Source organism: Geothrix fuzhouensis, from assembly GCF_024609325.1.
Lineage (GTDB): Bacteria > Acidobacteriota > Holophagae > Holophagales > Holophagaceae > Geothrix > Geothrix fuzhouensis.
The window spans coordinates 291,557-316,747 of record NZ_JANHMQ010000001.1; the positions used below are offsets into that span (position 1 = coordinate 291,557).

At 65.7% G+C, this 25,191-nt stretch carries 22 protein-coding genes; 12 read left to right on the forward strand and 10 right to left on the reverse strand.

Going from position 1 to position 25,191, the window contains the following annotated elements:
- Positions 1 to 33 precede the first annotated feature (33 nt).
- Together fabF and uvrB are read left to right on the forward strand one after the other, a co-directional pair.
- Positions 34 to 1,287 carry a beta-ketoacyl-ACP synthase II gene (gene fabF / locus NOV74_RS01370; RefSeq protein ID WP_257308625.1) on the forward strand — a complete coding sequence of 418 codons (1,254 nt, stop codon included), beginning with the start codon at positions 34 to 36 and terminating at the stop codon, positions 1,285 to 1,287.
- A gap of 84 nt (positions 1,288 to 1,371) precedes the next feature.
- Positions 1,372 to 3,384, forward strand: a complete 2,013-nt coding sequence (uvrB, locus tag NOV74_RS01375) for an excinuclease ABC subunit UvrB (protein ID WP_257308627.1) — start codon at positions 1,372 to 1,374, stop codon at positions 3,382 to 3,384.
- Positions 3,385 to 3,515: 131 nt separating this feature from the next.
- Here uvrB and NOV74_RS01380 read toward each other — a convergent pair whose 3' ends face one another.
- Complete coding sequence (locus NOV74_RS01380) at positions 3,516 to 4,898, reverse strand: IgA Peptidase M64 (protein ID WP_257308628.1); 1,383 nt, start codon at positions 4,896 to 4,898, stop codon at positions 3,516 to 3,518.
- Positions 4,899 to 4,943: 45 nt separating this feature from the next.
- Between NOV74_RS01380 and NOV74_RS01385 the strand changes: the two genes are divergently transcribed.
- Positions 4,944 to 5,243 (forward strand): YhbY family RNA-binding protein, encoded by a 300-nt coding sequence (locus tag NOV74_RS01385; protein WP_257308630.1) that lies wholly within the window; start codon positions 4,944 to 4,946, stop codon positions 5,241 to 5,243.
- Positions 5,244 to 5,291: 48 nt separating this feature from the next.
- On the forward strand, positions 5,292 to 7,391 hold the full coding sequence (locus NOV74_RS01390) for an FHA domain-containing protein (protein ID WP_257308632.1): 2,100 nt from the start codon (positions 5,292 to 5,294) through the stop codon (positions 7,389 to 7,391).
- A gap of 8 nt (positions 7,392 to 7,399) precedes the next feature.
- Here NOV74_RS01390 and NOV74_RS01395 read toward each other — a convergent pair whose 3' ends face one another.
- A complete protein-coding gene (locus NOV74_RS01395; protein ID WP_257308634.1) occupies positions 7,400 to 7,963 on the reverse strand; it encodes a 5-formyltetrahydrofolate cyclo-ligase in 564 nt (187 codons plus the stop codon).
- A gap of 68 nt (positions 7,964 to 8,031) precedes the next feature.
- Between NOV74_RS01395 and NOV74_RS01400 the strand changes: the two genes are divergently transcribed.
- On the forward strand, positions 8,032 to 9,234 hold the full coding sequence (locus tag NOV74_RS01400; RefSeq protein ID WP_257308635.1) for a phospholipase D-like domain-containing protein: 1,203 nt from the start codon (positions 8,032 to 8,034) through the stop codon (positions 9,232 to 9,234).
- On the opposite strand, the gene mqnE is transcribed toward NOV74_RS01400, so the two are convergent.
- The 6 genes from mqnE to NOV74_RS01430 all read right to left on the reverse strand — a co-directional run bounded on the left by mqnE (position 9,231) and on the right by NOV74_RS01430 (position 15,464).
- Positions 9,231 to 10,358: an aminofutalosine synthase MqnE gene (gene mqnE / locus NOV74_RS01405; protein WP_257308636.1), complete on the reverse strand. Its 1,128-nt coding sequence runs from the start codon at positions 10,356 to 10,358 to the stop codon at positions 9,231 to 9,233. The genes NOV74_RS01400 and mqnE overlap by 4 nt on opposite strands.
- A 64-nt stretch (positions 10,359 to 10,422) precedes the next feature.
- Positions 10,423 to 11,439 carry a quinone-dependent dihydroorotate dehydrogenase gene (locus NOV74_RS01410; protein ID WP_257308637.1) on the reverse strand — a complete coding sequence of 339 codons (1,017 nt, stop codon included), beginning with the start codon at positions 11,437 to 11,439 and terminating at the stop codon, positions 10,423 to 10,425.
- Positions 11,439 to 11,795 (reverse strand): hypothetical protein, encoded by a 357-nt coding sequence (locus NOV74_RS01415; protein ID WP_257308639.1) that lies wholly within the window; start codon positions 11,793 to 11,795, stop codon positions 11,439 to 11,441. Before NOV74_RS01415 ends, NOV74_RS01410 begins: the two co-directional genes overlap by 1 nt.
- 6 nt (positions 11,796 to 11,801) lie before the next feature.
- Complete coding sequence (locus NOV74_RS01420) at positions 11,802 to 12,464, reverse strand: 3-oxoacid CoA-transferase subunit B (protein ID WP_257308640.1); 663 nt, start codon at positions 12,462 to 12,464, stop codon at positions 11,802 to 11,804.
- A 46-nt stretch (positions 12,465 to 12,510) separates the two neighbouring features.
- A complete protein-coding gene (locus tag NOV74_RS01425; protein ID WP_257308641.1) occupies positions 12,511 to 13,815 on the reverse strand; it encodes a hypothetical protein in 1,305 nt (434 codons plus the stop codon).
- A complete protein-coding gene (locus NOV74_RS01430; RefSeq protein WP_257308643.1) occupies positions 13,812 to 15,464 on the reverse strand; it encodes a peptidylprolyl isomerase in 1,653 nt (550 codons plus the stop codon). Before NOV74_RS01430 ends, NOV74_RS01425 begins: the two co-directional genes overlap by 4 nt.
- A gap of 261 nt (positions 15,465 to 15,725) precedes the next feature.
- Between NOV74_RS01430 and NOV74_RS01435 the strand changes: the two genes are divergently transcribed.
- Positions 15,726 to 16,820 carry a class I SAM-dependent methyltransferase gene (locus tag NOV74_RS01435; RefSeq protein WP_257308645.1) on the forward strand — a complete coding sequence of 365 codons (1,095 nt, stop codon included), beginning with the start codon at positions 15,726 to 15,728 and terminating at the stop codon, positions 16,818 to 16,820.
- A 22-nt stretch (positions 16,821 to 16,842) separates the two neighbouring features.
- On the opposite strand, the gene gmd is transcribed toward NOV74_RS01435, so the two are convergent.
- Positions 16,843 to 17,886: a GDP-mannose 4,6-dehydratase gene (gene gmd, locus NOV74_RS01440; protein WP_257308647.1), complete on the reverse strand. Its 1,044-nt coding sequence runs from the start codon at positions 17,884 to 17,886 to the stop codon at positions 16,843 to 16,845.
- Between the two features lie 78 nt (positions 17,887 to 17,964).
- Positions 17,965 to 18,834: an NAD-dependent epimerase/dehydratase family protein gene (locus NOV74_RS01445; RefSeq protein WP_257308649.1), complete on the reverse strand. Its 870-nt coding sequence runs from the start codon at positions 18,832 to 18,834 to the stop codon at positions 17,965 to 17,967.
- 140 nt (positions 18,835 to 18,974) lie between these two features.
- On the opposite strand from NOV74_RS01445, the gene NOV74_RS01450 reads away from it, so the two are divergent.
- The 6 genes from NOV74_RS01450 (at position 18,975) to hemB (ending at position 25,120) form a co-directional block, all read left to right on the forward strand.
- Entirely contained in the window at positions 18,975 to 20,201 is a 1,227-nt protein-coding gene (locus NOV74_RS01450; RefSeq protein ID WP_257308650.1) for a glycosyltransferase family 4 protein, read from the forward strand.
- 14 nt (positions 20,202 to 20,215) lie between these two features.
- On the forward strand, positions 20,216 to 21,340 hold the full coding sequence (gene aroC, locus NOV74_RS01455) for a chorismate synthase (protein ID WP_257308652.1): 1,125 nt from the start codon (positions 20,216 to 20,218) through the stop codon (positions 21,338 to 21,340).
- A gap of 81 nt (positions 21,341 to 21,421) precedes the next feature.
- Positions 21,422 to 22,585, forward strand: coding sequence for an NAD(P)-binding domain-containing protein (locus NOV74_RS01460; RefSeq protein WP_257308653.1), 1,164 nt, complete (start codon positions 21,422 to 21,424; stop codon positions 22,583 to 22,585).
- Entirely contained in the window at positions 22,582 to 23,460 is an 879-nt protein-coding gene (hemC, locus tag NOV74_RS01465) for a hydroxymethylbilane synthase (protein WP_257308654.1), read from the forward strand. The genes NOV74_RS01460 and hemC overlap by 4 nt, the downstream gene beginning before the upstream one ends.
- Positions 23,457 to 24,149 (forward strand): uroporphyrinogen-III synthase, encoded by a 693-nt coding sequence (locus NOV74_RS01470; RefSeq protein ID WP_257308656.1) that lies wholly within the window; start codon positions 23,457 to 23,459, stop codon positions 24,147 to 24,149. The genes hemC and NOV74_RS01470 overlap by 4 nt, the downstream gene beginning before the upstream one ends.
- A complete protein-coding gene (hemB, locus tag NOV74_RS01475) occupies positions 24,143 to 25,120 on the forward strand; it encodes a porphobilinogen synthase (RefSeq protein WP_257308658.1) in 978 nt (325 codons plus the stop codon). The genes NOV74_RS01470 and hemB overlap by 7 nt, the downstream gene beginning before the upstream one ends.
- Positions 25,121 to 25,191: the final 71 nt, after the last annotated feature.

Sequence of the window (25,191 nt, forward strand, 5' to 3'; positions counted from 1 at the left end):
CACGTTTGTTTTCCCGTCCTACGAGGTGAAACCATGACCAGGACCGTCCAGCGTCGCCGCGTTGTCATCACGGGCATGGGGACGATCAACCCCTGCGGCCTCACCGTCCCTGAAACCTGGAACAACCTGCTGGCGGGAAAGAGCGGCATCAGCACCATCGACCGCTTCGATGTCACCGACTTTGCCTGCAAGATCGCGGGACAAGTGAAGGGTTTCAGCCCCGATCTGTTTATCGACAAGAAAGAACAGAAGAAGATGGACATCTTCATCCAGTACGCCCTTGGCGCCGCCCATGAGGCCTGGGTGGACGCCGGGTTCGATCAGGTGCAGCTCACCAAGGCCGAGCGTGAAGTGTTCGGCGCGTATATCGGCAGCGGCATCGGCGGCCTCAGCACCATCTGGGACGAGGCCAACGGCTACCGAGGACCCCGCCGCACCAGCCCCTTCTTCATCCCCAGCCTCATCGTGAACATGGCCAGCGGCCAGGCCAGCATCAAGTACGGGCTCCAGGGCCCCAACAGCGCCGTGGCCACCGCCTGCGCCACGGGAGCCCACGCCATCGGCGATGCGGCCCGCCTCATCGCCTTTGGCTATGCGGATCGCATGATGGCCGGCGGCAGCGATTCTGTCGTCAACCAGCTGGGCGTGGGCGGGTTCGCCGCTATGCGCGCCCTAAGCACCCGCAACGACGAGCCCGAGCGAGCCTCCCGACCCTTCGATGTGGATCGCGACGGCTTCGTCATGGCCGAGGGCGCTGGCATCGTCATCCTCGAGGAGTATGAGCTGGCCAAGGCCCGTGGCGCCAAGATCTACGCCGAAGTCGCCGGCTATGGCATGAGCGGCGACGCCAACCACATCACCACCCCTGCCCCCGAGGGCGAGGGCGGTCAGCGCGTCATGCGCGCCGCCATCAAGGACGCGGACATCGCGCCCGAGGAAGTGGGCTATGTGAACATGCACGGCACCAGCACGCCCGTGGGCGACAAGCTGGAGTGCATGGCCATCCAGAAAGTATTCGGAGAACACGCAAAGAAAATCAAGGTGAGCAGTACCAAGTCCATGCACGGGCACTTACTGGGCGCCGCAGGCGGGCTGGAGACCATCGTGGCGGTCATGACCGTCAAGACGGGGCAGATCCCCCCGACCATCAACGTGGACAACCAGGATCCCGACTGTGATCTGGACGTGACCGCCAACGTGGCTGGTACCCTGGATTCCGAATACGTCATGAACAATGGCTTCGGTTTCGGCGGCACCAACGGCTGCCTGGTGCTGCGGAAGGTCTAGCAGAAAGAGATCCCCAGGAGACGCGAAGGAAAGACGAAACTTTTCCTTCGCGTCTTTGTGTCTTCGTGCTTTTCTTTTGCTTCTATGGCCAAGGCAATCCCCTTCAAGCTCGTCTCGCCCTACCAGCCCGCCGGGGACCAGCCCGAGGCCATCGCGCAGCTGGTGGCGGGGCTGGAGCGCGGGGACCGGGCCCAGACGCTGCTGGGGGTGACGGGGTCGGGGAAGACCTACACCATGGCCAGCACCATCGCCCGGGCGGGCCGGCCGGCACTCATCTTCGCGCCCAACAAGACGCTGGCCGCGCAGCTGTTCAGCGAGTTCAAGCAGTTCTTCCCCGAGAACGCCGTCGAGTACTTCGTCAGCTACTACGACTACTACCAGCCCGAGGCCTACGTGCCCGAGCGGGACCTGTTCATCGACAAGGACGCGAAGATCAACGAGGAGCTGGAGAAGCTGCGCCTGAGCGCCACCCGCTGCCTGCTGGAGCGCCGGGACACCATCGTGGTGGCCTCCGTCAGCTGCATCTACGGCCTGGGCGATCCCAGCTCGTATCTGAACCTTTCAGTGACGCTCAAGACGGGTCAATCCATCGACCGGGCCATGCTGCTGCGGGACCTGGTGGCCATCCAGTACCAGCGCAACCACCTGAGTTTCGAACCAGGGATCTTCCGCGTGCGGGGCGACGTGGTGGAGGTCTACCCGGCCTACGAAGACGTGGCCTATCGCATCGAGCTCTGGGGCGATGAGGTGGAGCGCCTGTCGAAGGTCGACCCGCTGCGGGGCGCGGTGATCGAGAAGCTGGACGAGCTCACCATCTGGCCCAAGACCCACTATGTGACGCCCGAGGACAAGCTCAAGACCGCCATCCACGATATCAAAATTGAGCTGGAGGAACGGGAGAACGAGTTCCGGGCCGCGGGCAAGATCGTGGAGCTGCAGCGCCTCCACCAGCGCGTCATCTACGACGTGGAGATGATGAAGGAGATGGGCCACTGCAGCGGCATCGAGAACTACAGCCGCTTCCTGGACGGCCGCCAGCCAGGCCAGCCACCCCACACGCTGCTGGACTACTTCCCCGAGGACTTCATCGTCTTCATGGACGAAAGCCACGTAGCCACCGGCCAGCTCCACGGCATGTACAACGGCGACCGATCCCGCAAGACGACACTCGTCGATTACGGCTTCCGCCTCCCATCAGCACTGGACAACCGTCCTCTCAAATTCGAAGAATTTGAGAGCCGGGTGAAACAAGTGGTCTACGTCTCCGCGACCCCCGGCGACTATGAGCTGCAGCAGAGCGGTGGGGCCTTCGTGGAGCAGGTGGTACGGCCCACGGGGCTGGTGGATCCCATGGTGGAAGTCCGCCCCGTGGGCACCCAGGTGGACGACCTGCTGGAGGAGATCCGCAAGACCGTGGCCCGGGACGAGCGGGTGCTGGTGACGGTGCTCACCAAGAAGCTGGCGGAGCAGCTCACGGCCTACTACCAGGAGCTGGGGGTGAAGGCCGAGTACCTCCATAGCGAGATTGACACCCTGGAGCGGGTGGAGCTGCTGAAGAACCTGCGGCGCGGTGTGTTTGACGTGCTGGTGGGCATCAACCTGCTGCGGGAGGGGCTGGACCTGCCGGAAGTGAGCTTGGTGGCCATCCTGGACGCGGACAAGGAAGGCTTCCTCCGCAACAACCGCAGCCTCATCCAAACCATCGGCCGCGCCGCCCGCCACGTGAACGGCCGGGCCATCCTCTACGCCGATGTGATGACGGGCTCCATGAAGCAGGCCATTGGCGAGACCGAGCGGCGACGCAACAAGCAGCTGGCTCACAATCTCGAACACGGCATCACGCCAGAGACCGTGAAGCGCAACCTGGACGACGTCATGGGCGAAGCCCTGGCCCGGGAATTCATCAACGTCACCAAGGAAGAACAGGCCGCCGAAGAGCCGCTGCTCTACCTGGAAGACAAGGCCTTCGAGCGCGAAGTCGCCAAGCTTGAGAAGCGCATGAAGGAACTGGCCTCCCACATGAAGTTTGAGGATGCCGCGGAATTACGCGACCGCATTCTTCGTGCCCGACGCGAACGGCTGGTCGCCGTCCTATGACGCGGGAGGTCTCGCGTATGCCGCAGGCATACCGAGAGGATGCCGCGGAATTACGCGACCGCATTCTTCGCGCCCGACGCGAACGGCTGCTGGATGTGAGTGGTGTTCCGGCAACAGGCCCGGAGGTTTAACTACTTCGCGTATTGCCGGATCACCTTCTCGATGGCGGCCCGGCAGGCGGCGCAGAAGCCCACGTCATCCCGGGTGAACATGAGGCAGTCCTCCTGGCTGCGGAAGTAGCCCTTGGCCTCGTAGTTGGCGCCTTCGAAGGCGCCCACCTTCCCGCTGTGCGCGTCGGTACCCAGGACCTTCGTCTCGAAGACCTTCTCTCGGGCAAAGAGGGCGTCCATCTCAGCTTCGGGCTTGTTGGCGGCGCGAATGGCGCGACGTTCCTTCTGGTAGGCGTGGCTGTGGGCCTCGAATTCATCCTTCTTCCAGGGAGTGGGCAGGGGCACGCTGGGGGTAAGCAGATTCGCCCATTTCGGATGCTTCGGATCCGCCGTGGCATTGGGTTCCCAGGGTTCGGGACGAGCAGGGCTGTTGGTAACGGCCACATCCGAGGTGTAGTACTCGTCCGCCAGGCCCGCGAAGTGGTGACCGAACTCGTGGACGAAGAGGTAGCCGATGGTGCTGTTGCCCGCGGAGGCGGTGCTGTAGAGGTTGTGGATGCCTCCGCCGCCGTAGGTTTCGGCGTTCACCAGAATCTCCACAAACTCATAAGGGGCCTGGGCCGCGATGTCGCGGAAGCCACGGTTGTCGAAGGTGAGCACGTAGCGCTCGCTGCCGAAGGCGTCATAGGTGGCGCCGAGGGGCGTGCGCTTGTGGACACCCGTGGAGGGTCGGGAGATGCCACTTTCCTTGGATTCAGGGCAGAGGGCCCACACGTTGAAGTCTTTCCGGTGCTCTTTGAAGGGGGTCTGTGCAAAGAGCAGCTCCATGACCTTGCGGGCCTGGGCCTCGAACTTGCCCCGCTCAGCGGCGGTGTAGCCGTCGCCGAGGATGAGGAAGTCCACTTTGCCCGCTGGATCTCCGGCCTTCTGAAGGGCGAGCAGGGCGCCCGCTTCCGGGGCTGGGGCGCGCTCGATGAGGGGATCCTTGGGATCGAGGTCGAAGGTCCAAAGGGTCTTGAAGGCGTTCCGTTCGTCGCGCTTCCGCACCTGGATGCGCACGGGGGCATCCGGTTGCGGGAAACGCAGGGATTCGGAGAACGTCCGACTCAGGGCCTTGGCCTCGTCTGTGGTCTCCCATTCGCCATAGATGCTGGCGAAGCCGCGGGAATAGAGCAGTTTCCCGGTGGCCTTGTCCGCCACCTCGAAGCAGTATTTCCCAAGGTTGCTGGTATCCACGGCCTTGGCGAGGTCTCCGGGCCAGGGCAGCGGTTCCAGCACCACCCGGTCCAGGCCGAACCGTTCCACGGTGGCGTCTCCCGTATGTCCGTAGTCCACTCGCAGCGTGCGGGGCGGGGCGGCCAGGCAGACCAGGGTGGCGAGGGAGAACAGCAGGGTACGAAGCATGGGGGCACCTTGGCTTCCACGATAAACTGATCGCCTGGAGATCCGATGCTCACCTCGAAACAGCGCCAGTTTCTCAAGGCCCAGGCCCACAAGTTGAAGCCGGTCATGCACGTGGGCAAGGGGGGGGTGACTCCCGCCCAGGCCGTGGAACTTGATGTGATGGTGGATAGCCTCGAACTCGTGAAGATCAAGATCAACCAGAACAGCTTCGAGAGCGAGGATACGGCCACCGCCGCCCTCTGTTCCGCCGTACCCGGTCTCGAGCATGTCTGGACCATCGGCCACACGATGCTGTTCTTCCGGCCCAGCCGCACCCACGACACGCGGTTTCCCTTGCCCGGCTGATTCAAGCCCGGGGCGTTCCGTTCCGAGGAGTCAGGGAAAGGAGTTCCGATGCCCTACCTGTCATGGATGGAGGGGGACCAGCCCTTCCGGCATGCCGTGGTGGAGGAGCCCTGCCTGCTGGGCCGTGACCCCGTGGCCTGCGCCGTGGCGCAACCGGCCCTTGGTACCGTGTCGCCCATCCACGCCGCCCTGTCCCGAAGCGGGGGCCTCTGGCGGGTGAAAGTTCTGGAATCGGCCGACGGCTCCGCTTTGAACGGGGTTCCCCTGCACCCTTCCCAGGGGCACCCCCTGCAGGATGGGGACGAGCTGGTGTTGGGCACCTGGCGTTTGACCTTCACAGAGGGATTCCCGGGGCTCGATGGCGCCACCTTCGTGGAACGGGTGGGGGACCTTTTTGACGAGATGCAGGCCCACCCCGGCCAGACCTTTCTCCCGGAACTGAAACAGCTCTACAGCGCCACGGAAAAGCTGCTGGGGGAAGCGGATTCGGACGCCCTGGAAAGAACCCTCCTGGAGGAGTCCCTGCGCTTGATGGCCGGGGATCGCGGCTTCTTTGTCGTGCGATTGAAGCAGGGCGGCTGGCGCACCACCCATCGGCTGGGAGCAGCCGGGAAGGAGTCCGGACCATCGCCAGCCGTGCTCGATTACGCCACCCGGGAACATACGGCCATCCTCTCCAACCAGCCTCAGGCGGATCCCCGATTCGAGGCTGCAGGCCACCCCGAGCAGAGGCGCGGCCCGCTGCTGTGCGCTCCCCTGGCCGAGGAGGGTGGCCTGGTGGGCGCCCTGTATCTAGACCGCGGTGCGGAGGACCGGCCGTTCAGCCGGCTTGACCTGGCGATGCTCCAGGCCTACGTGCGCCGGGGTTCCCTGGTGCTCCGCCAGGCTCGGCTCCAGCGCCACGCCCTCGGTCAGGCGGAACAGCAGGGTGAGCTTCTGCGCCTGCGGAACGAGTTGCAGCGCGACACGGAACGCCGCGGCGAGCGACTCGCGGCCATGGCCGCGTCCCTTCGCCGCATCCAGGGTTGGGTCCAGGAACTGCCCGAGGCGGCCGGTGCGGCCATCCGGTTCCAGCTGGAGCACCTGTCCACCCTTCTCGAAGAAGGACAGCGCGGAGCCTGCCTCGATGCCGCGCCGGTAGCGGGGCATCCCCTTTTAGTGGCAGCCTTGCAGGCGGACCTGGCCAAACGCTGGGACGCACTCTTGGCCCTCCGTCACGCCAAATTGCGGTTGCCCGCCCCTCCCCAGGGAGCCATCTGGTGCCGCGGTGGCCCGCTCCAGCAGGCCCTGGATGGGCTTGTCGAGCCCGTGATCATGCAGCTGCCCCAGGACTCGGAGGCGTCCCTCCGCTGGGATCACGAGCGTGGGCTCCAGGTACTCCGCCTTGGCCTTCCCGCGGGGCTGCGAGGCCCTGCCCCAGATGACTGGACCCAGCGGACCTTGCAGGAGGCCGGGGTCCGGTGGCGCTGGGCGGATCAGACCCTGGACGTGTTCCTGCCTGAAGGGCCGGAAGCCATGCCTGAAGAGCCCGCGCGACCCTTGCTGGGGCTGGTGAGCGAGGACCTGGATCTGCTGGGGCTCTTCCAGACAGTGGCCGAGGCGGGGGACCTGTTGCTCAATCGCCTCGAACTCGTGCCCCCGCCCCCGCCTCTGCCCAAGTACCGGTTCTTGGTGATTGATGCGAAGGAGGCCAGGGATCCGCAAGGCACCATCCGGGCCTACCGGCACCATCCCTCCTTCGCCACCACCCCCATCCTGGTGGTCCGATGCACGGAGGACGACACCCCGCAGCTCATCGAGGCTGGGGCCACGGACTGGCTGGCCGAGGGGTTCCGTTGGGAGGCGCTGTACCATCGCCTCCGCGTGCTGCGCGGCCACACGGAACTTCGGCAGCGGGCCCTGGCGGCCGAGCGCCTGGAATCTTTCCGGCAGATGGCCGGAACCCTCAAACACGAAATCAACAACCCTCTGGCGGTCATCTCCATGCAGGTGGAGATGCTGCAGCGAAAGTATCCGGAGGAGGCCAAATTGGCCAAGATCGGGGAGATGGTCGATCGCATCCAGACCCTGGTGCAAGTCCTGCAGAAGATCCGCGAGACCCCCACGGAAGGCTACGCGGATGGGTCGAGCATTCTGCGGCTGGGGTAAGGGGACAGCTACTCCCGGTCCCGATCAATCAGCCACCTGATGCCGCGCTCGCTCAGCAAGGCCTGGACTGGCCAATCGTGGGGCTCGATGGGGACAGGCAGGTGCATCTGGGCTTCGAAGCCCACGCCTACGGTGAGGATCTCTTCCGGCAGCTTCGCCAGGAGGGCGTCGTAGAAGCCGCGACCGTAGCCCATGCGGTAGCCCGCCTCGTCGAAGGCGAGACCAGGCACCAGCAGCAGTTGCACGGGCGGGAGGAAGTGCTGGGCCAGAGCTGGTTCCAGGAGGCCCCAGTGGCCCTTCTCCAGAGGTTCCGAGCCCCAGACGAGTCGGGGGGGCTGGGTGGAGGCCACGCGTGGAAAAAACCAGAGCCAGTCCGGGTGGGCCGTGACCGCCGGGCGCAAATCGACCTCCGAGCCGAAGGGCCAGAAGGCGCCGATGCGCCGGAAGTGCCGGTTGCGGCAGAGGTCGCCGAGATGGGTGGCGATGGCGGCAGACCAGGCCGCACGGGAATCCGTGGGCAGAGTGTCCCGGCGAGCTTTGAGATGGGTGCGGTATTCGGCCTTGGTCTCCACGCCTTCACCTCACCAGACCGACGATGGCTTCGTCAACGGAGTATCCTCGCACCTGGAGCGACGCCGTCATGACCCCACGTCCCATGCTGCTGATCCTCGCCGCTTGCCTGGCCCTCGGTGCCCCGCAGTCTGTGCGGGCACAGGCCGGCATCCAGCCTCCAGTTCCCACCACGTCCCTGGTGCAGTCCGTTCCTGCTGAGACGGGCCTGGCTGATCCCACCGTGCCATTTGCCAAGGATGCCTGGGTGGACATGATCCGTGGCGCGAAGGTCAGCGTGGACGCGGCGGAGTTCTATGTCACCAACCGGCCCGGTAGCGCCCTGGAGCCCGTGCTGGAGGAACTGGAGAAGGCCGGTACGCGGGGTGTGAAGGTGCGTTTCCTCCTCTCCGCGAAGATGCTGGACCAGGATCCGGCCTCCGTGGCCCGACTCCGGCGTATCCCCGGCGCCGAGGTGCGGAGCTTCGATCTCTCAGCGGTCTCGAAGGGCATCCTCCACGCCAAGTACTTCGTGGTGGACGGCCGTGAGGCCGCCCTGGGTAGCCAGAACTTCGACTGGCGGGCCCTGGAGCAGATCCACGAGCTAGGCGTGCGGACCACAGATCCACGGATCGTCGTTCGGCTGGCGGAGCTGTTTGCCATCGACTGGGCCTTCGCCGGAAGCGGCAAGCTGCCTAGCCTGCCGGGGCGGCCTACGCCGGTCCTCCGGCCTGACGCCGAGCTGGTGGCCAGTCCGCCCTTCCTCACGCCGAAGGATCTCCGGCCCGCCATCGATGCCCTGGTGGAACTGATCGGCCAGGCCAAGGAGAGCGTGCGGGTGCAGCTGCTGACCTACTCACCAGTGGCTGGCCAGGACCGGTTCTGGCCCGTGCTGGACAATGCCCTTCGGGCTGCTGCGGTGCGGGGCGTGAGCGTGCGCCTGCTGGTCTCCGACTGGGTGCTGGGCGGGCGGGCCCTTCCTCATCTCAAAGCGTTGACCCTGATCCCCAATGTCGAGGTGAAGGTGGTCTCGATCCCCGAAGCCAAGGAAGGCCACATCCCCTATGCCCGTACCGTCCACAGCAAGTACCTGGTGGTGGACGGCATGCATTTGGTGATCGGTACCAGCAACTGGGAGGAGAGCTATTTCATGGACTCCCGCAATGTCGAGCTCATCTTCCGGGATTCGCCCCTGGCCGCCCAGGCGGTGCGCATCCACGATCGTCTGTGGAAAAGCCGCTTCGCCTTCCCGCTGGACCCCATGAAGGCCTACGAGAAGCGGAAGGTCGACTAGACCTGGGCGTAGACGTTGTAGAGGTTGTCCCGCTCCAGCGCCTCGAAGCCAGCCTCCTCGATGAGCCGCACCAGCTCGTCCCGGCGGAGGCCCTGAGGCGTCTTGGCACCGGCGTCGTGGGCGATCTCTTCGGCGATGACAGTGCCGTCCACGTCGTCCGCCCCGTAGCTCAGGCCCGCCTGGGCCAGGCCCGGCGAGATCATCACCCAGTAGGCCTTGATGTGCGGGATGTTGTCGAGGAGCAGCCGGGCCACGGCGATCTCGCGCAGGTCCTGGGTGCCGGTGGTCTCGTGGATCACGTGGGTGGCGCTCAGCTCGTTGTCCTCGTTCTGGTAGGCCAGGGGGATGAAGGCCAGGAACCCCTGGTAGCCTGCGGCCTGGGAACGATCCTGCAGATCCCGCAGGCGCAGCAGGTGGTCCACCCGGTGCTTCGCCTCTTCGATGTGGCCGTAGAGCATGGTGCAGTTGGTGGGCAGGCCCTTGCGGTGGCAGAGCTCGGCCGTGTCCAGCCAAACCTGCGCGTCCTTCTTGCCGATGCAGATCTGTTCGCGCAGCGCCTCGTCGAAGATCTCCGCGCCGCCGCCAGGGCAGCTCTCCAGGCCCGCGGCCATGCAGCGATCCAGGAAGGCCTCGGTGCTTAGGCCCGAGATGCGGGAGTAGTAGTCCATCTCGATCATGGTGAAGACCTTGAGGTGGATGGACGGGAAGCGCGCCTTGATCTTGGTGAACAGGTCCTCGAAGTAGTCGATCTTCAGCTTCGGGTTGTGGCCCGAGGTCATGTGCAATTCGCGGACGTCCGCGTTCTCGGGCTTCTCCAGCTCGGCGATGATCTGCTCGGCCGAGAGGGCGTAGGCCCGGGGATCACCGGGCTTGGCCTGGAAGGCGCAGAACTGGCAGTGGGTGAAGCAGACGTTGGTGTAAGACAGCCGTCGGCTCATGACGTAGTAGGCGGCCCGGCCGTTCTTCTGGAGGCGCACATGGTGCGCCATGGCACCAATGCCTGTGAGATCAGGGCTCTCGTAGAGCAGCAGGCCATCGTCAAAGGTCAAGCGTTCGCCGTGCAGCACCTTGTCAGCCAGGGGCAGCAGGCGCGGATCACGGATCTTCGAATGGAGTGACAACATCGAAACCTCGATCTCCCAGTGTAGCGCTGGGCCATTCATCCTTGTTTGACCTTCTTTTCAGGGACTATCCCAGCCCCTCGTGGATGCGTCGCACGAGGCTGGGCCCCTCGAAGATCAGAGCGCTGTAGATCTGAGCCAGAACGGCTCCGTCGTCCAGGGCGCCCTGTACGTCCTCCGCCGAGCCCAGGCCACCGCAGGCCACCAAGGGCAGGCGGCCGCGCAGGGCGGCGAGAATGTGTCGGCGGATGTCGCGGGCCTTGGCCTTGAGCGGAACACCGCTGAGGCCGCCGGAGCCCTTGGATTCCACCAGGGTCCGCAGAGGTTCGGCCACCACGCCGCGATCCAGTGTCGTGTTGGTGGCGACGAGGCCGGAGATGCCCGAGGCCGCGGCCACTTCGACGATGGCGTCCAGGTCCTCAGGAGCCAGATCCGGCGCCAGCTTCAGCAGCAGGGGCTGGCGTTCCAGGCCCATCTCCTTGCGCAGATCCAGCATGCCCGCCAGCAGGGGCTTCAGGGCCTCGGGCGCCTGGAGGTTCCGCAGGCCCGGCGTGTTGGGGCTGCTGACGTTCAGGGCGATGTAGTCCACCTGCGGCGCGATGAGACGGTAGGCGGCGCGGTAGTCGTCCAGGGCCTGGGCCTCGGGTGTCTCCTTGTTCTTGCCCAGGTTGCCGCCGACGATCAGGCCCGTCGGACGGTGTTTCAGCCGCCCAGCCACCACCTCAGCACCCTCGCTGTTGAAGCCCATCCGGTTGAGGATCAGGCCCGCCTCGGGGAAGCGAAACAGGCGTGGCTTGGGATTGCCGGGCTGCGGGCGCGGCGTGACTGTGCCGATCTCCACGTGCCCGAACCCCAGGCTCTTCCAGAGGGGCAGCAGCGTAGCCCCCTTGTCCAAGCCCGCGGCGAGGCCCAGGGGGGTGGGGAAGGTCAGGCCGAAGGCGGTTCGGCGGGAGGAGGTTGGATGCTCTGGCTTCGGCAGCCAGGGCCAGGAGCAGGCGCGTTCACCCAACCAGAAGGCGAGATTGTGGGCGGTTTCGGGATCCAGGCGAAAGATCAGCGGCCGCAGGGCGGCGTACAGATCCATCACTTCACCGTGACGGTGGCCAAGGCAGTGATCTCTGGAAAGTCCTCGCGGCGGACTTCCACATGAAAGGTTCCAGTTGCCGCAGGAGCGGTGTAGAGGCCGGCGCCCGTGATGCTTCCTCCCTCGGGTTCCACTACTCGCCACCCGACCGGCTGCCGCATGTAGCGCACGCCTTCGGGATAGTTGATCTCCGCCTGGAAGGCCTGGGTGGCGCCCTTGGCCAGACTGACGGCCACCGGCCGAAGGCTCAGGAAGGGCTTGAAGGGTTCAGCGGGCTTGGCGGGCACGGCATCCCCCGGGGCGTTGCAGGCGAGCGTGAACAGGATGGCGGTGGCAGGGAGCATGCGATTCATCATGGGGCCTCACAGACCGGTCATTTCAGTTACGTGGTCCATCACGAGAGGGGGCTCGGTCTGGGCCTGGACTTCTTCTCGGGTGACGCCTGGGGCCACTTCCACCAGCCGCAGGCCTTCGCGGCCCGGCACCACGTCGATGACGGCCAGATCGGTGATGATGCGATGCACGCAGCGCTGGCCCGTGAGGGGGAGGTTGCACTTGCGAAGGATCTTGAACTCGCCTTCCTTGCTGGTGTGGTCCATGACCACCACCACGCGCTTGGCCGCCGCCACAAGGTCCATGGCGCCCCCCATGCCCTTGACCATCTTGCCGGGGATCATCCAGTTGGCGAGGTTGCCCTCCATGTCCACCTGCATGGCGCCCAGGATGCTGAGATCGATCTTGCCGCCGCGGATCATGGCGAAGCTGTCGGCGCTGTTGAAGAAGCTGGCGCCCGGAGCTGTGGTCACCGTCTGTTTGCCCGCGTTGATGAGATCCGCGTCCACTTCCTCTGGCGTGGGGAAGGGGCCGATGCCCAGCAGGCCATTCTCGCTCTGGAGAATCACCTCCATACCCTCGGGAATCGCATTGGCGATGAGGGTGGGGATGCCGATGCCGAGGTTGACGTAGTACCCATCGTGCAGCTCCTGCGCCGCGCGGCGGACCAGTTGATCGCGGGACAACGCCATTCGCACCTCGATAAGGGCATCCAGGATAGCGCAGGCGGTCCAGGCTTCAGAAGACGCGGAAGCTCTGGAAGATGGTGAAGGCCCAGCCCCAGCGCGCGGGCGAGCCAGGGAACTCATCCCTCCGCGAGGCGACGGTGGCGCCGATCCTGCCGGTGGGCGTGCGCCACTGGGCCTCACCCTGGAGGAACCAGGAACCGGGGCCCAACGGATCATCCAGGGCTGCCGTGGCCCGGACGGCCCTGAGCCGCCCCTGACCTTCCAGGAAGAGGGGCAGACCGAGTTCGATCGTGCGCGTGACGGCATCACGTCCAAAGGCCGCTCCCAGCGGATCGCCGTGCGTCGAGAACCCCGCGAGGTTGGCAGGCTGGGTGAAGGAGGCAGAGGCTCGGTGGGAAACGGCTCCGGCGTATTCAAGTCCGAGATCCCAGCGTTCCCAGACCAGTTGGAGACCTCCGAGATCGCGGGCAGGGACCAAGGTGACGGAACGGCTCTCCGGGGCGGCGCTACGGCTGAAGTGGAGCGAGGCGCCCTGGGCATGGACAAAGCGGGCCAGGGCGGGCGCCCGCACCTTCAGTTCCGCCAGAGTCGAGGTGCGTTCGGCGGCGCTGGGCGCGCTCTGGCCCTGGGCATCCTGACCACTCCCTAAGGTCATCGCTCCCAAGGTGGCTTCCACGAGGGATCCGAAGGAAGCCCGCACCAGGGCGCCCCGTAAAAGTGGCTTCTGTAGATCCAGTCCCGCGGCCTGGGCGGCGATCCGCGCGTCCCGATTGAGAATCCATTCCGGGATGGGTGGGTCCGACTCCAAGCGCCCGACGAAAGCTTCCGCACGCCAATGGCTCGAGAGGAAGGTGGCTTCCCCGGTCGCCAGGGAGAGCCGCGCAAAGGGCCGAGCGGAATTACCCAGCAGATCGCCGCCCAGGAGGCCGGATCCCCAGGCGAAGGGGGTTTGCTCAAGAGCCAGGCGCCAACCCGCTTTCCACTGGTAGGCGAGGGCTGCGCGCTGGAGGGTGCCGGAGGTGTGGTCCTGATCTCTCAGGCCCAGGACCGTGGCCGAAAAGGACCAGCCCCCTTGGACGTACCGGCCCTGCAGACCAAGCCCCCAGCCCTGGGTGCCGTGGCCCAGGCCTTCACCTCCGATGAGGGGGGCATAGTGCCCATCCGACCCGGCCCCGCCCAGGCCCACTTCGAGGGAGGGGAAGGACAAGGGTGGCAGGGGTGGCTCCCCCAACGTCCAGGACCGCTGCGCCTGCCGAAGGGCGGTGGCGCCATCCTGGAGCAGGGGCGCCTGGGCCCAGGCTCCGAGCCCCGCCGTCAGGCCGATGGCTATGGTCCGGCAGCCCTGTCGCTTCACGGCTCAAGGACCTTGATGGCGACGATCTTGGCGCCGAGTTCAAGGTCATCGAGGATCTTCAACGCGTGATCCAGATCCTCCACCTCGCCTAGGCGCGTGTACCGGCCCGTCAGATGCGGCGTGGCGTTGGTGGTGATGAAGAACTGGCTGCCGCCGGTGTCCTTGCCCGAGAGGGCCATGCCTACGCTGCCGGGGCCGTACCAGTCCAGGCTGTTCTCGCAGCGCACGGTGTAGCCTGGCCCGCCGTCCATGGTGTCGAAGGGAGAGCCCATTTGCACGACGAAGTCCGACACCACTCGGGGCACCAGTCGACCGTTGAAGTAGCCCTTGCGGGCCAACAGCACCAGGTTGGCGACGTTCATGGGCGCCACGGTGGGATCGAGGCGGAGCGTAAAGCTTCGCTTTCCGCTCAAGGAAATGCGCAGGCGGACGGGTTTTCCACGCTCGGCGAGGCGTGTGGCTTCTTTCAGGATGGCCCGGTCGGTCTCCGTGGGTTCCGGCGCGGCTGGCCAGGGCGTGGCCGGGTCCAGCTTCAGCAAAGCCCGGTAGGCCTCCCAGCGGCAGGTCCAGTTGGGATGCTGGAGCCACGGGCGCAGCTGGGTTTTCTGGTCCTGCACGGGCAGCTTCCAGCGGGCGTAGCTCTGGATGAGCGTCTGCTGGGTTTCGAATTGGGAGTCGGTCCAGACGCGTCTGGTCAGCGCATCGAGGTCTGCGGGAGGTGCGGGCAGATCCTCGATGGCGGCGGCGCGGGCGATGGGGTCTGATCCGGCCAGGAGGCGTGCCCGCACCCGGTCCGCTTGTTCGGGACTCTGGATTCGCATGGCTGGCAGCAACGCGCCCAGCAGCAGCGCGCTGGAGGCACCGAGAGGATGGTCCTGTTCCATGAGCCTTCGGAGACCGGGCAGAGGTGATTCGAGCTTGGCCAGCGCCTGGAATCCGTACCACTGGGCCAGCGGGCTGTTTGAGCAGGGCCAAGGACCACCTTCCACCTCGAACGCCTCCACGGGCGCTGGCTTTGGGACGCCCTCGCCCAGCCTCGAGAGGATGCCGACACAAGCCTGATCCAGCGTGGCCTGATCCGGGCGGCCAAGGCCGAACCTGGCCCAGGCCGGGGATTCTGGCGAGAGCGAGGTGAAGGCCTTCAGCGCCAGATCCCGGCGGGTGGACCAGGGACCGCGGTTCCACGCATCCATCAACGCCAGAATCGTCCCCGCCGTTGCGGGGACCGGCGGCAGCAATTCCTTCTCCTTACCCGCCATCACCAACCGCAGCCTGGCGGCCTGGGCCCGAACGGGATCGACCTTGCCGGCCTTCTGGAGCGCCTCGAGGAAGGCCTGGAGGGCAGGGGATACCTCGGCGCCATTCAGCCGGGCCGTGGCGATGGACGCTTCCAGGCGCAGGTGTTTCGGCCAGGCGGCAGCGTCGGCAGGCGTGAGGCCATCGAGGGCCAGGAGGGCCTTCGGGCTCTTGAGCCGGTTCAGGAAGAAGAGGGCATCGAACCGCTCTCGGGGGAACTTGGCCGAGGCGGCTTGCTTGAGCCACAGGGCCTCGGTGGGTTTCTCCAACTCCAGAGGAACTAGGGCGAGCGCGCCGGGTGCACCGATGCGTTGAATGGCACGCTCCAGCCGTGCACGGTCCGGTTGGGGCATGGCCGCCTTTTGGTCTTCGGTGAACGTCAATGGCTGTCGCGTCCACTCTGCCTGAATCGCATCGCGCACGGTGAAGCAAGGGACCTTCGCGAAGAGTGGCGACACAATGAGCAAACAGGCAATCCGCCGAGAGGATACGGATGCGATGGGCATGAAAGACTCCTCGTCAAGGACGCTGCGACTCCTGAAATTGCTATGAGGGTTGCCTTAGGTATGCTGGATGATAACTACAGACCTACAGCACCGATTTGGAGCTTTAGCATGCCTTCTTTCGCTCAATTGGACGTTCCAAAGAAATTGCATCCTGAAGACTTGGCTTGGTTCAGGGATTTGCAGACTGCCGCCAAACCTGTGCCGGCAGATTCACAAGGGCCCGGTTCCAGAATCAAGCGATGGATCTCACGCCAAGTGGCTCGGGCTGCCTGGCGAGGGGGGCGCGATCTCTTTTTGGACCAGCAACAATTAAATTTGGCGCTGATTGAGGCCCTTCGGAATCTGTCAGCCACAGTGAATGACCTAGTGGTCCGGCAGCACGCCTTACTCCGTCAGTCCGATCATCCCGAAGGCATCCAGGAGGCTCTGCGTGCCATTCGGGAGGACCTTCTGGCGATTCGGCAAAGAGAGGCACCGGGTGCCCCGATCGCTCAGAGTGGCGCCACCTCGGCAGGCGGGGAAAGCTTCGATCGGTACTACCGAGCCTTTGAGGATGCCTTTCGGGGCAGCGAGGCCATGATCGAGGAACGTCTGGAGGTTTACGTGCCCAGGGTGAAGAGGGCCTTCGTCGGGGTCCAGGATCCCCTGTGGCTCGATCTCGGTTGCGGGCGCGGCGAATGGCTTCGGGTCCTGGCGCGCACTGGCATCCGGGGCCTTGGTGTGGACAGCAACCAGGGCATGGCCGAGGTGGCCAAGAACTCGGGTCTGGACGTCCAGGTCGGAGACTTGATGGAATGCCTGCGTACCCGCGATGCAGGCAGCGTAGATGGGCTCAGCGCCTTCCATGTGGTTGAGCACCTGCCCTCGGAACTGGTGATCGAACTGCTGCGGGAAGGGCTTCGGGTGGTGAGGCCCGGGGGGCTCCTCATCCTGGAGACGCCGAATGCCGAAAATCTGCAGGTGGGGGCACACACCTTCTATCTGGATCCGTCCCACAGGAGCCCGGTTCCGCAGGCTTTCCTAGCCTTTATGGCCACCCAGATCGGATGGGAGCAGGCGGAGATCCTCCGGCTTCATGGCGACGAGCGGGACCTTCAGCGTGCGAAAAAGGCCTGGTCAGGGAATAAGTCACTTCTGAAAGCTGCGGATTGCCTCTTTGGGCCCCGAGACTATGCCTTGGTGGCAGTTCGCCCCTTGGTCTAAACTTCCCCCAATCGAGGGATGTTTAGCGGTAGCCAGCCCGAGGGGCCTCGGCATGCCCGGCGTCGCGCAGCACCTGCTCCTTCTGGGCCAACCGGAGATCCGAGTCCACCATCATGGCGGCCAGGGCCCGGATGTCCGTCTTCGGCTCCCAGCCCAGGATCCGGCGGCTCTTGGTGGCGTCGCCTTCCAGGTGGTCCACTTCGGCGGGCCGGAAGTAGCGGGGATCGATCTCCACGTGCTTCTGCCAATCCAGGTCCAGGCGGCCGAAGGTCAGTCCCAGGAAGTCGCGGATGGTGATGCTCTCGCCGGTGGCCACCGCGTAATCATCGGGCGTGTCCTGCTGGAGCATGCGCCACATGGCCTCCACATAGTCGCCCGCGAAGCCCCAGTCCCGCCGGGCATCAAGGTTGCCCAGGAACAGCTTGTCCTGCAGCCCCAACTTGATTCGCGTGGCGGCCCGGGTGATCTTGCGGGTCACGAAGGTCTCCCCTCGGCGCGGACTCTCGTGGTTGAAGAGGATGCCATTGCAGGCAAAGAGCCCGTAACTTTCCCGGTGGTTGATCACTTGGTAGTGGGCGTAGACCTTGGCGCAAGCATAGGGACTGCGGGGTTCGAAGCGGGTCCGCTCGTGCTGCCTGGGCTTGGCGCTGCCGAACATCTCGGAGCTGCCGGCCTGGTAGAAGCGGATCTGCTTCTTTGTGTGCTTCATGTAGCTGCGGATGGCCTCCAGCAGCCGGATAACGGCCACACCCACCACGTCCACGGTGTACTCGGGCTGGTCGAAGCTCACCCGCACGTGGCTCTGGGCCCCCAGGTTATAGACCTCGTCCGGCTGGATCTCATCCAACAGGTTCCGCAGGGCGCCCGCATCGGACAGGTCACCGTAGTGAAGAAAAAAGGCGGGATCCGGTGTCTCGCCCACGTGCAGGTGATCGATGCGGTCCGTATTGAACAGGCTGGCCCGCCGCACTACGCCATGGACCTGATAGCCCTTCGACAGCAGCAGCTCTGCCAGATAGCTGCCGTCCTGGCCAGTCACGCCCGTAATGAGTGCGGTTTTCTGCATGGGTTCCCCGGAATAGATGGAAGTACCCACTCTACCTCGCGGGGCTGCCCTGGAGGAAGGGCAGGTCTCGGTCCAGCCTCATGGCAGGGAGGCGATGGCCCTGGCTGTGTCCTCCAGGGTGAACCGTGGCGACCACCCCGTGGCCTCCCTCAATCGGATGGAATCACCGACCATGATCTCCACCGCCGGGTCTGCGAATTGGATGGATCGTTCCAACCCGTGGGCCTGGACCAAGGCGCGGACCAGGTCGGAAACGCGGGTTGGGCGGCCCGAGCAGAGATTCCAGATCGATCCGCTGGGAGCGTCGAGATCCAGCAGATGGAGGTAGGCCTCCACAGCGTCGCGCCAGTCGAGAAAGTCGCGGACATCGTCCCGGCCCTGCATTTGGAGCGGGTCCTCTCCCTTGTGGATTCGGTGCAGTAGATCGGGCACGAGCAGCCCAGCCGCCATGCCGGGGCCGATCAAGTTGAATGGCCGGACGATGAATACCTTCAGAGATGCCTGCCGACTCAGGGCCCAGACTTCCCCCAGGTGCTTGGAGAGAGCATACGGATGGGCGGATCCGAGGGGGTCCGTTTCTTTGATCGGCTGGGAACTTGGGGCGTAGACGAAGGCGCTGGATGCGAAGACGGCCTTGCAACCGGGAGCCCTGGCGGCCAGATGGTCGAAGACCCGCGCAGTCATCCGTAAGTTGGCCATGACCAGATCCTGGGTCCAGGCCATGCCGGGCACCGAGTAGGCGGCGAGATGGATGGCGGCATCCCAGGGCCTGCCATCCGGGGCCGGCAGGGCGTCATGGCCAAGGAGGTCCACTGCCTGGCAACGCAGTCGGGGGGCGCCTGCCTGGGGGGCCCGATCCCAGATCTCGACCTCGTGGCCGGCCTCGAGAAGGCGGACCGTCAGGGCCCTTCCCACGAAACCGGAGCCTCCCACCACAAGGATTTTCATGCATTCCACTCCATGGACCTGAGGGTGCTCTGGTGGTTCCAACGCAACTCTGATGCGGGCCTCGCCAGGCGAGGCCTGATGAAATGCTACCATCTAGGCCCTTCCGACTTTGCTGCTGGGCGTTACATCCAGGAGGCTTGATGCGGCTCGCCATATTCCATCCAGCTTTCGAGACGGTGGGTGGAGCAGAGCTGCTGGTAGCGGCCCAGACCAGGTATTTCCATAGCCAGGGCGCGGCCCCTGAGCTCGTGACCCTGGGCTTCGATGAGGCCCGATGGGGTTCCCGGCTACAGGGAATTCCCATTCACACGGTGCAGAAGCGGCATTGGAGCGATCCGTTGTTCGGCTGGAGTCGCCTGGCCAAGCTGCGCCGGCGGGGATTGCGGGCTGCGAAGGCACTCGAGGGATACGACCTGGTGATCGCCCACAACTTCCCCGCCAGCGCGATGCTAGGGGCAGCCCCGATACGTGCCCGCAAAATCTGGCAGTGCAACGAACCCCCGCGGGGCATCTACCAGCGGGAGGCGAACCCCACGCTGACCGCGAGGGTCCTGGCCACGGGCGGGGGAGGTCCTGAAGAGGCGACGCTCGCCTTCGCCCGGAATCTGGAACGCCATGATCAGGAGATGGCCAGGGACACCGGGGTTCGCGCTCGCCATGCCTATGATCTGGTGGCCACGCGGAACCTGGATCTCATCTATGCCATCAGTGAGTTCAGCCGTGACAATGCCCGGCAAATTTATGGCCGGTGCCGCGATGAAGTGATCTACCCCATCGTGCGATTCCCCGCAGGGGGCCGGAACCGTGCGGGATTGGAGCGTTCCGTACGCCGGGTGCTGGTGCATTCCCGCCTGGAGGTACTCAAGAACATCGATACCGTCATCCGCGGCTTCGCCAAATTTCAGGCGGCCAGCCCGGTGCCTTGTGAGCTGCATGTGGTGGGGGAAGGGCCTCTTCACAACCGATTGGAGGCTTTGGCCGGGAACATCTGTGTCGCAGGCTCGGTACGGTTTCATGGCTATCTGACCGATGAAGACCTGCGGAAGGTCTACGATGCCTGCGATGTTTTCGCACTGCTGACGCTGGATGAACCCTTCGGAATGGTCTATCCGGAGGCTGCTGCTAGGGGGCTGCTTCTCGTGGGGCCTGATCATGGGGGTCCTTTGGAAATCCTGGACGGAGGTCGGCTCGGGTGGGTTGTGGACGCCTTCAGCCCGGAGGCACTGGCGGGTGCACTGGAGGAGGTCTGGGAACTTGACGATGTCGAAGTGGACCGACGCCGGGAAGCCGCGGATCGGGCCTGTCGAGGCCGGTACGGCGTCGACAGAGTGGGTCCTCAGCTCATGGCGCTTTTATCGGAGGCCTGACTTAGACTTGGGGGATGCTTTTCGATTCTCCTTCCTCTTTCGGCCGGGCCTTTCGCATCGTCACCTTTGGCGAGAGCCATGGGCTTGCGGTGGGAGTGGTGATCGATGGCGTGAAGCCGGGGTTGCCCTTCGATCTGGAGGCCATCCAGAAGGAACTGGACCGCCGGCGACCGGGCCAGTCGGACCTGGTGACGCCACGGAATGAGGCAGACCGGGTGCAGGTGCTCAGCGGGGTCTTCGAAGGCCGGACGACCGGTCATCCCATTGCCTTGGCGGTGTTCAACGAGAACCAGCGGAGCGGCGACTACAAGGCGATCTCCGACTTGTTCCGGCCCGGCCACGCGGATCTCACCTATGACCGCAAGTACGGGATCCGCGATCCACGGGGCGGTGGGCGCAGCAGCGGCCGGGAGACTCTGGCACGGGTGGCGGCTGGCGCCTGGGCGAAGCAGCAGCTCGCCGCACAGGGTGTGACGGTGCGGGGCTTCAACCGGGAGATCGCGGGCATTGCGGGGTCGATGGTGGACTGGGCCTTTGTGGAGTCCAACCCGCTGCGGGTGGCGGATCCCGCAACCTTCCCGGCCCAGCGCGCCTCCGTGGAATCCGCCCTTGCCGAAGGCGACAGCGTGGGCGGCGTCTGCGAAGTTTGGATCGAGGGGCTGCCCGTGGGGCTTGGGGACCCGGCCTTCGGCAAGCTGGACGGGCTGCTGGCCCTGGCTTGCATGTCCATCGGCGCCGTCAAGGGCGTGGAATTGGGCGCGGGTTTTGAGAGCGCCCGCCGCCGCGGCAGCGAGAACAACGACCCGCTGGGACCGGAGGGGCCGCTGAAGAACGACGCGGGTGGCACCCTTGGCGGCATCAGCACGGGCGCCCCGGTGGTGGTGCGTCTGGCGGTCAAGCCCACCAGCTCCATCTCAAAGGCGCAAAAGACCATCGACCGCGAGGGCCATGCCGCCGATATCTCCACCAAGGGGCGCCACGATCCCTGCATCGCCCCCCGCATCGTCCCGGTGGCAGAGGCCATGTGCGCCCTGGTGGTCTACGACGCCTGGCTTACCCAGCAGGCCCTCCGGGAGGGTTCGGTGGCGCCGATGGCGGAATGGAACTGGGACGCCATCGACGCGCTGTTCCCGAAATGATTGTGATGACCGCCACGTTCGCGGTCGCATGACGAACCGATGACCTTGCCCTCTCTGGGCCAACCGACAATCGGATCCGATATGGAACCCGTCCTACTCAGTTTCCACGCGCCCATCCACGATCTGGACCTGGTGGCCCAGCACGTGGTGCGGGATGGTGTACCCGCCCGGCTCCGCGAGTGGCAACGCGCGTCGGGTGCCCGGGAAATTGTCTACCTGGCCACCTGCCAGAGGGTTCTGTGGCTGGTCTGGGGTGGCGACCCTGGGGCCCTCGATCCGGGGCCCGGCGTGCGCCGCTATGAGGGCGAAGAGGCCTGGGTGCACCTGCTTGCCATGTCGGCCGGGCTGGAGTCCGCCAACCTGGGCGATCGCGAGATCCCGGGTCAGATGAAGAATGCTCTCGAGCAGGCCCGCCAGGTGGGCGTGGCCGGTGACGAAGCCCAGGCCGTCTTTGAGGACGTGATCCGCGAAGGTCAGCGGCTCAGATCTCGGCTGGGATTGGCGGACGGCAACGTCAGCGTCGCCACCGTCGCACTCAAACACCTGTGCGAGGGCCTTCCAGAGGGTTCCTCCATCGCACTTGTGGGGGTGGGCCCCATGACCCAGTACCTGGCCGAGCGCCTGCCAGAGCGCGGGTTCAAGGTCTCCGTGGCCAACCGCACCAAGCACAAGGCCCATGATCTGGCCGATCCCCTTGGCCTCGCTGTGGTGGACCTGCCTCAGCTCCAACGTGATCCCGCCGGCTTCCAGGCCATCGTGAGTGCCACCGCCGCCCCTGAACCGATCTTCACCTTGGATGCCTGGCAGACCCTGAAGCGGCCGATCCTCCGCATCCTTGATCTGGCCCTGCCGCCTGACTCCGAGCCCGGCTTGGAACAGCTGCCCTGGGTCCACCGCGTGGATCTGGCGGCCTTCCTCGCCGAGACCGCCACGGCGCGGGCGCAGCGGGCCGAGGCGGCCACGAAGGCCGAAGCCTTCCTCGTAGGCGCTGCGGGCCGCCTGCGCCATCGGGCCCACGCCCGGGGGCACAAGCGCCATTTGGCCAGCGCGCAGGAGCGCCTGGACTCGGCCTGGGGCGCGCTGGAGGCGGAAGTGAAGACCCTGGAGGATTCCATGCAGGGCTTGGACGAAGCCCAGCGAGAAGCCCTCAAGGAGATCCTGACCCGAGGCCGCACCCTGGCCTTCCGGGCCCTGATCCAGACCCAGCCCAAACCGGACCCGAACGGAGAGGCAGCCAAACCATGAAGCACGTCACCGTCGCCACCCGCGGATCCGCCCTGGCCGTGGGCCAGGCTGAGCCTCTGGTGAGGTTCCTCGAATCGAAGGGCTACGAAGTGTCCTGGCGGAAGTTCTCGACCTCTGGCGACCAGTGGCTCCAAGGCCCCCTGGACAAGCAGGTGGGCGGAGGCTTCTTCACCAAGGAACTGGAGGACGCCATGGCCGCGGGCGCGGCCGATCTCCTCATCCACAGCCTCAAGGACGTCTCATTGGAACGGCCTGCGGGCATCGTCTCCGCGTGCATCCCGAAGCGCGAGGATCCTTCCGACTGGCTGGTGATGCGCCCCGATGCGCCCGAGGGCCTCACCATCGGTACCAGCGCCGTACGGCGGGAGCGCGTGCTGAGCCAGCTCTTCCCCAAGGCGCAGTTCACCTGGATCCGTGGCAACGTCCAGACCCGCCTTCAGCGCGTGAGGGACGGCGTCCTGCGGGAGGCGCCCCTCCACGCCACCCTGTTGGCCGCCGCGGGCCTGAAGCGTCTGGGGCTCGACCTGTCTGGCCTTACCGTGCGCCCGCTGACGCCCGAAGAGCTGCCCTCGGCACCGGGGCAGGGGGCCCTCCTGGCGGAGGCCCGGGCGGACCGCCCCGACCTGATCGAGGCTTTGGCAGAGCTCCACGACGCCCTGACCGCCCGCTGCGTCACCCTCGAGCGCAAGGTGCTCGCGGGCATCGGCGGGGGCTGCCAGCAGCCCCTGGGTGCCCTGGCCACGCCCCAGGCGGATGGCACCCTCCTTCTTCGCGCGGCCTATGCGCCCGAGGGTGAGCTTCGTCGTGCCGAAGCCCGTGGTACTGATGATGCGATCCTCCTGAAGACCGTTCTCCAGGGCATCGGCCTGTCATGACCTCGGTGGCCGTACTTCCCCGCCTGGCTTTGGCCCGGCCCGCCCAGCACCCGCTGGCGGACACGGTGCGCAAGGCTGGCTGGGAAGCGGTGCCCTTCGCGTTCACCTGCCTGAAGGTGTCCACGGCACCGCCGCCAATCCCCTTTGCCGAGGCCCAGGGATTGCTGGTGCTGAGTCCCTCGGGGGCCCAGGTGGCCGCGCCGCGACTCCCCGCAGGCATGCTCTGTCTCGTGCAGGGCGCAGGCACGGCGGACGCTTTAGGGCGCCACGATCTGGATGTCGAGTTGCCTTCCGAGGCCCGGGCTGAAGCCCTGTGGGAGCTGTTGCAAGCCCGGTTCCCTGAGGGCGGAGACTTCATCCTGGCCCGCGGTGAGCGGAGCCGGGAATACCTGGAATTGGCGACCCGAGGGACCGCCTGGCGGATCCATCCCTGGATCACCCATCGCGAGGTTGCGAAGGATCCACTTCCCGCTCTGCCAAAGGTGGAAGCCGTTCTGGCCTTGAGCCCCCTCCAGGCTGAGATCCTGGCCCCCATCAGCCTCGGCGTGCAGCGCTTCGCCTGGGGCGAGGCGACAGCCGTGGCCTTCGCCAAGGCCGGTGCCCCGGCTCTTGCCCACTGCGAACCGAAACCCGGCCTGCTTTGGGCCATGCTCGCGCAACACCTGAACAAGGAGGAGTCCCCATGCTGAACCGCTCCCGCCGCCTCCGCACCAGTGCCGCCATGCGCAACCTGGTCTCCGAGACTGATCTCCGGCCGCGCCACCTCATCCAGCCCCACTTCGTGCAGCCCCAGGCGGGCAGCACCGAGATCTCCAGCATGCCAGGCATTGTCAATGCCGGCGTGGAGGAGACGCTGCGGCAAGTGGAGAAGGATCTGAAGAAGGGCTTGGCCAGCGTGCTGCTCTTCGGCGTGCCGGAGGATGCCTCCAAGACGCCGGATGCCCGCTATGCCTGCGACCACAACGGCGTCGTGCCCGTGGCCGTGAAGGCCCTGAAGAAGGCCTTCGGCTCGGACCTCATCGTCATGACTGATGTGTGCCTTTGCGGCTGCACCAGCCACGGCCACTGTGGCCTCGTGGATGAGAACGGCGTGGTGCAGAATGACGAAACCCTGCCCATCCTGGCGGAAATGGCCCTCCGCCACGCCGAGGCGGGCGCGGACGTGGCCTCCCCCAGCGACATGATGGATGGCCGCGTGGCGGCCATCCGCACGCTCCTGGACAAGAACGGCTTCACCCAGACCAGCATCCTCAGCTACGCCATCAAGCACTCCGGTGCCTACTATGGCCCCTTCCGCGAAGCCGCCCACAGCAGCCCCAAGTTCGGCGACCGGAAGACCTACCAGATGGATCCGCGGAATGCCCGGGAAGGCCTGCGCGACGCGCTACTCGACATCGAAGAGGGTGCCGACATGCTCATGGTCAAGCCCGCCCTGCCGAACCTGGACCTCATCTGGCGCCTGCGGGAGCGCACCCTGGCGCCCATCTGCGCCTACCACGTGTCCAGCGAGTTCAGCAGCGTGAAGGCTGCAGATCGCCTGGGCTGGGTGAACGGCGACCAGCTGATGTACGAGCACCTCATCGCCATCCGGCGCGCCGGCGCCGACATGATCGTCACCTACGCTGGCCGCGAGGCCGTGGAGAAAGGCTGGATCTCTTGAATTTGAAACCGCAGATGATGCAGATGGCGCGGATAAAAGCCGGGCCATCTTTCTTCATCTGCGACATCTGC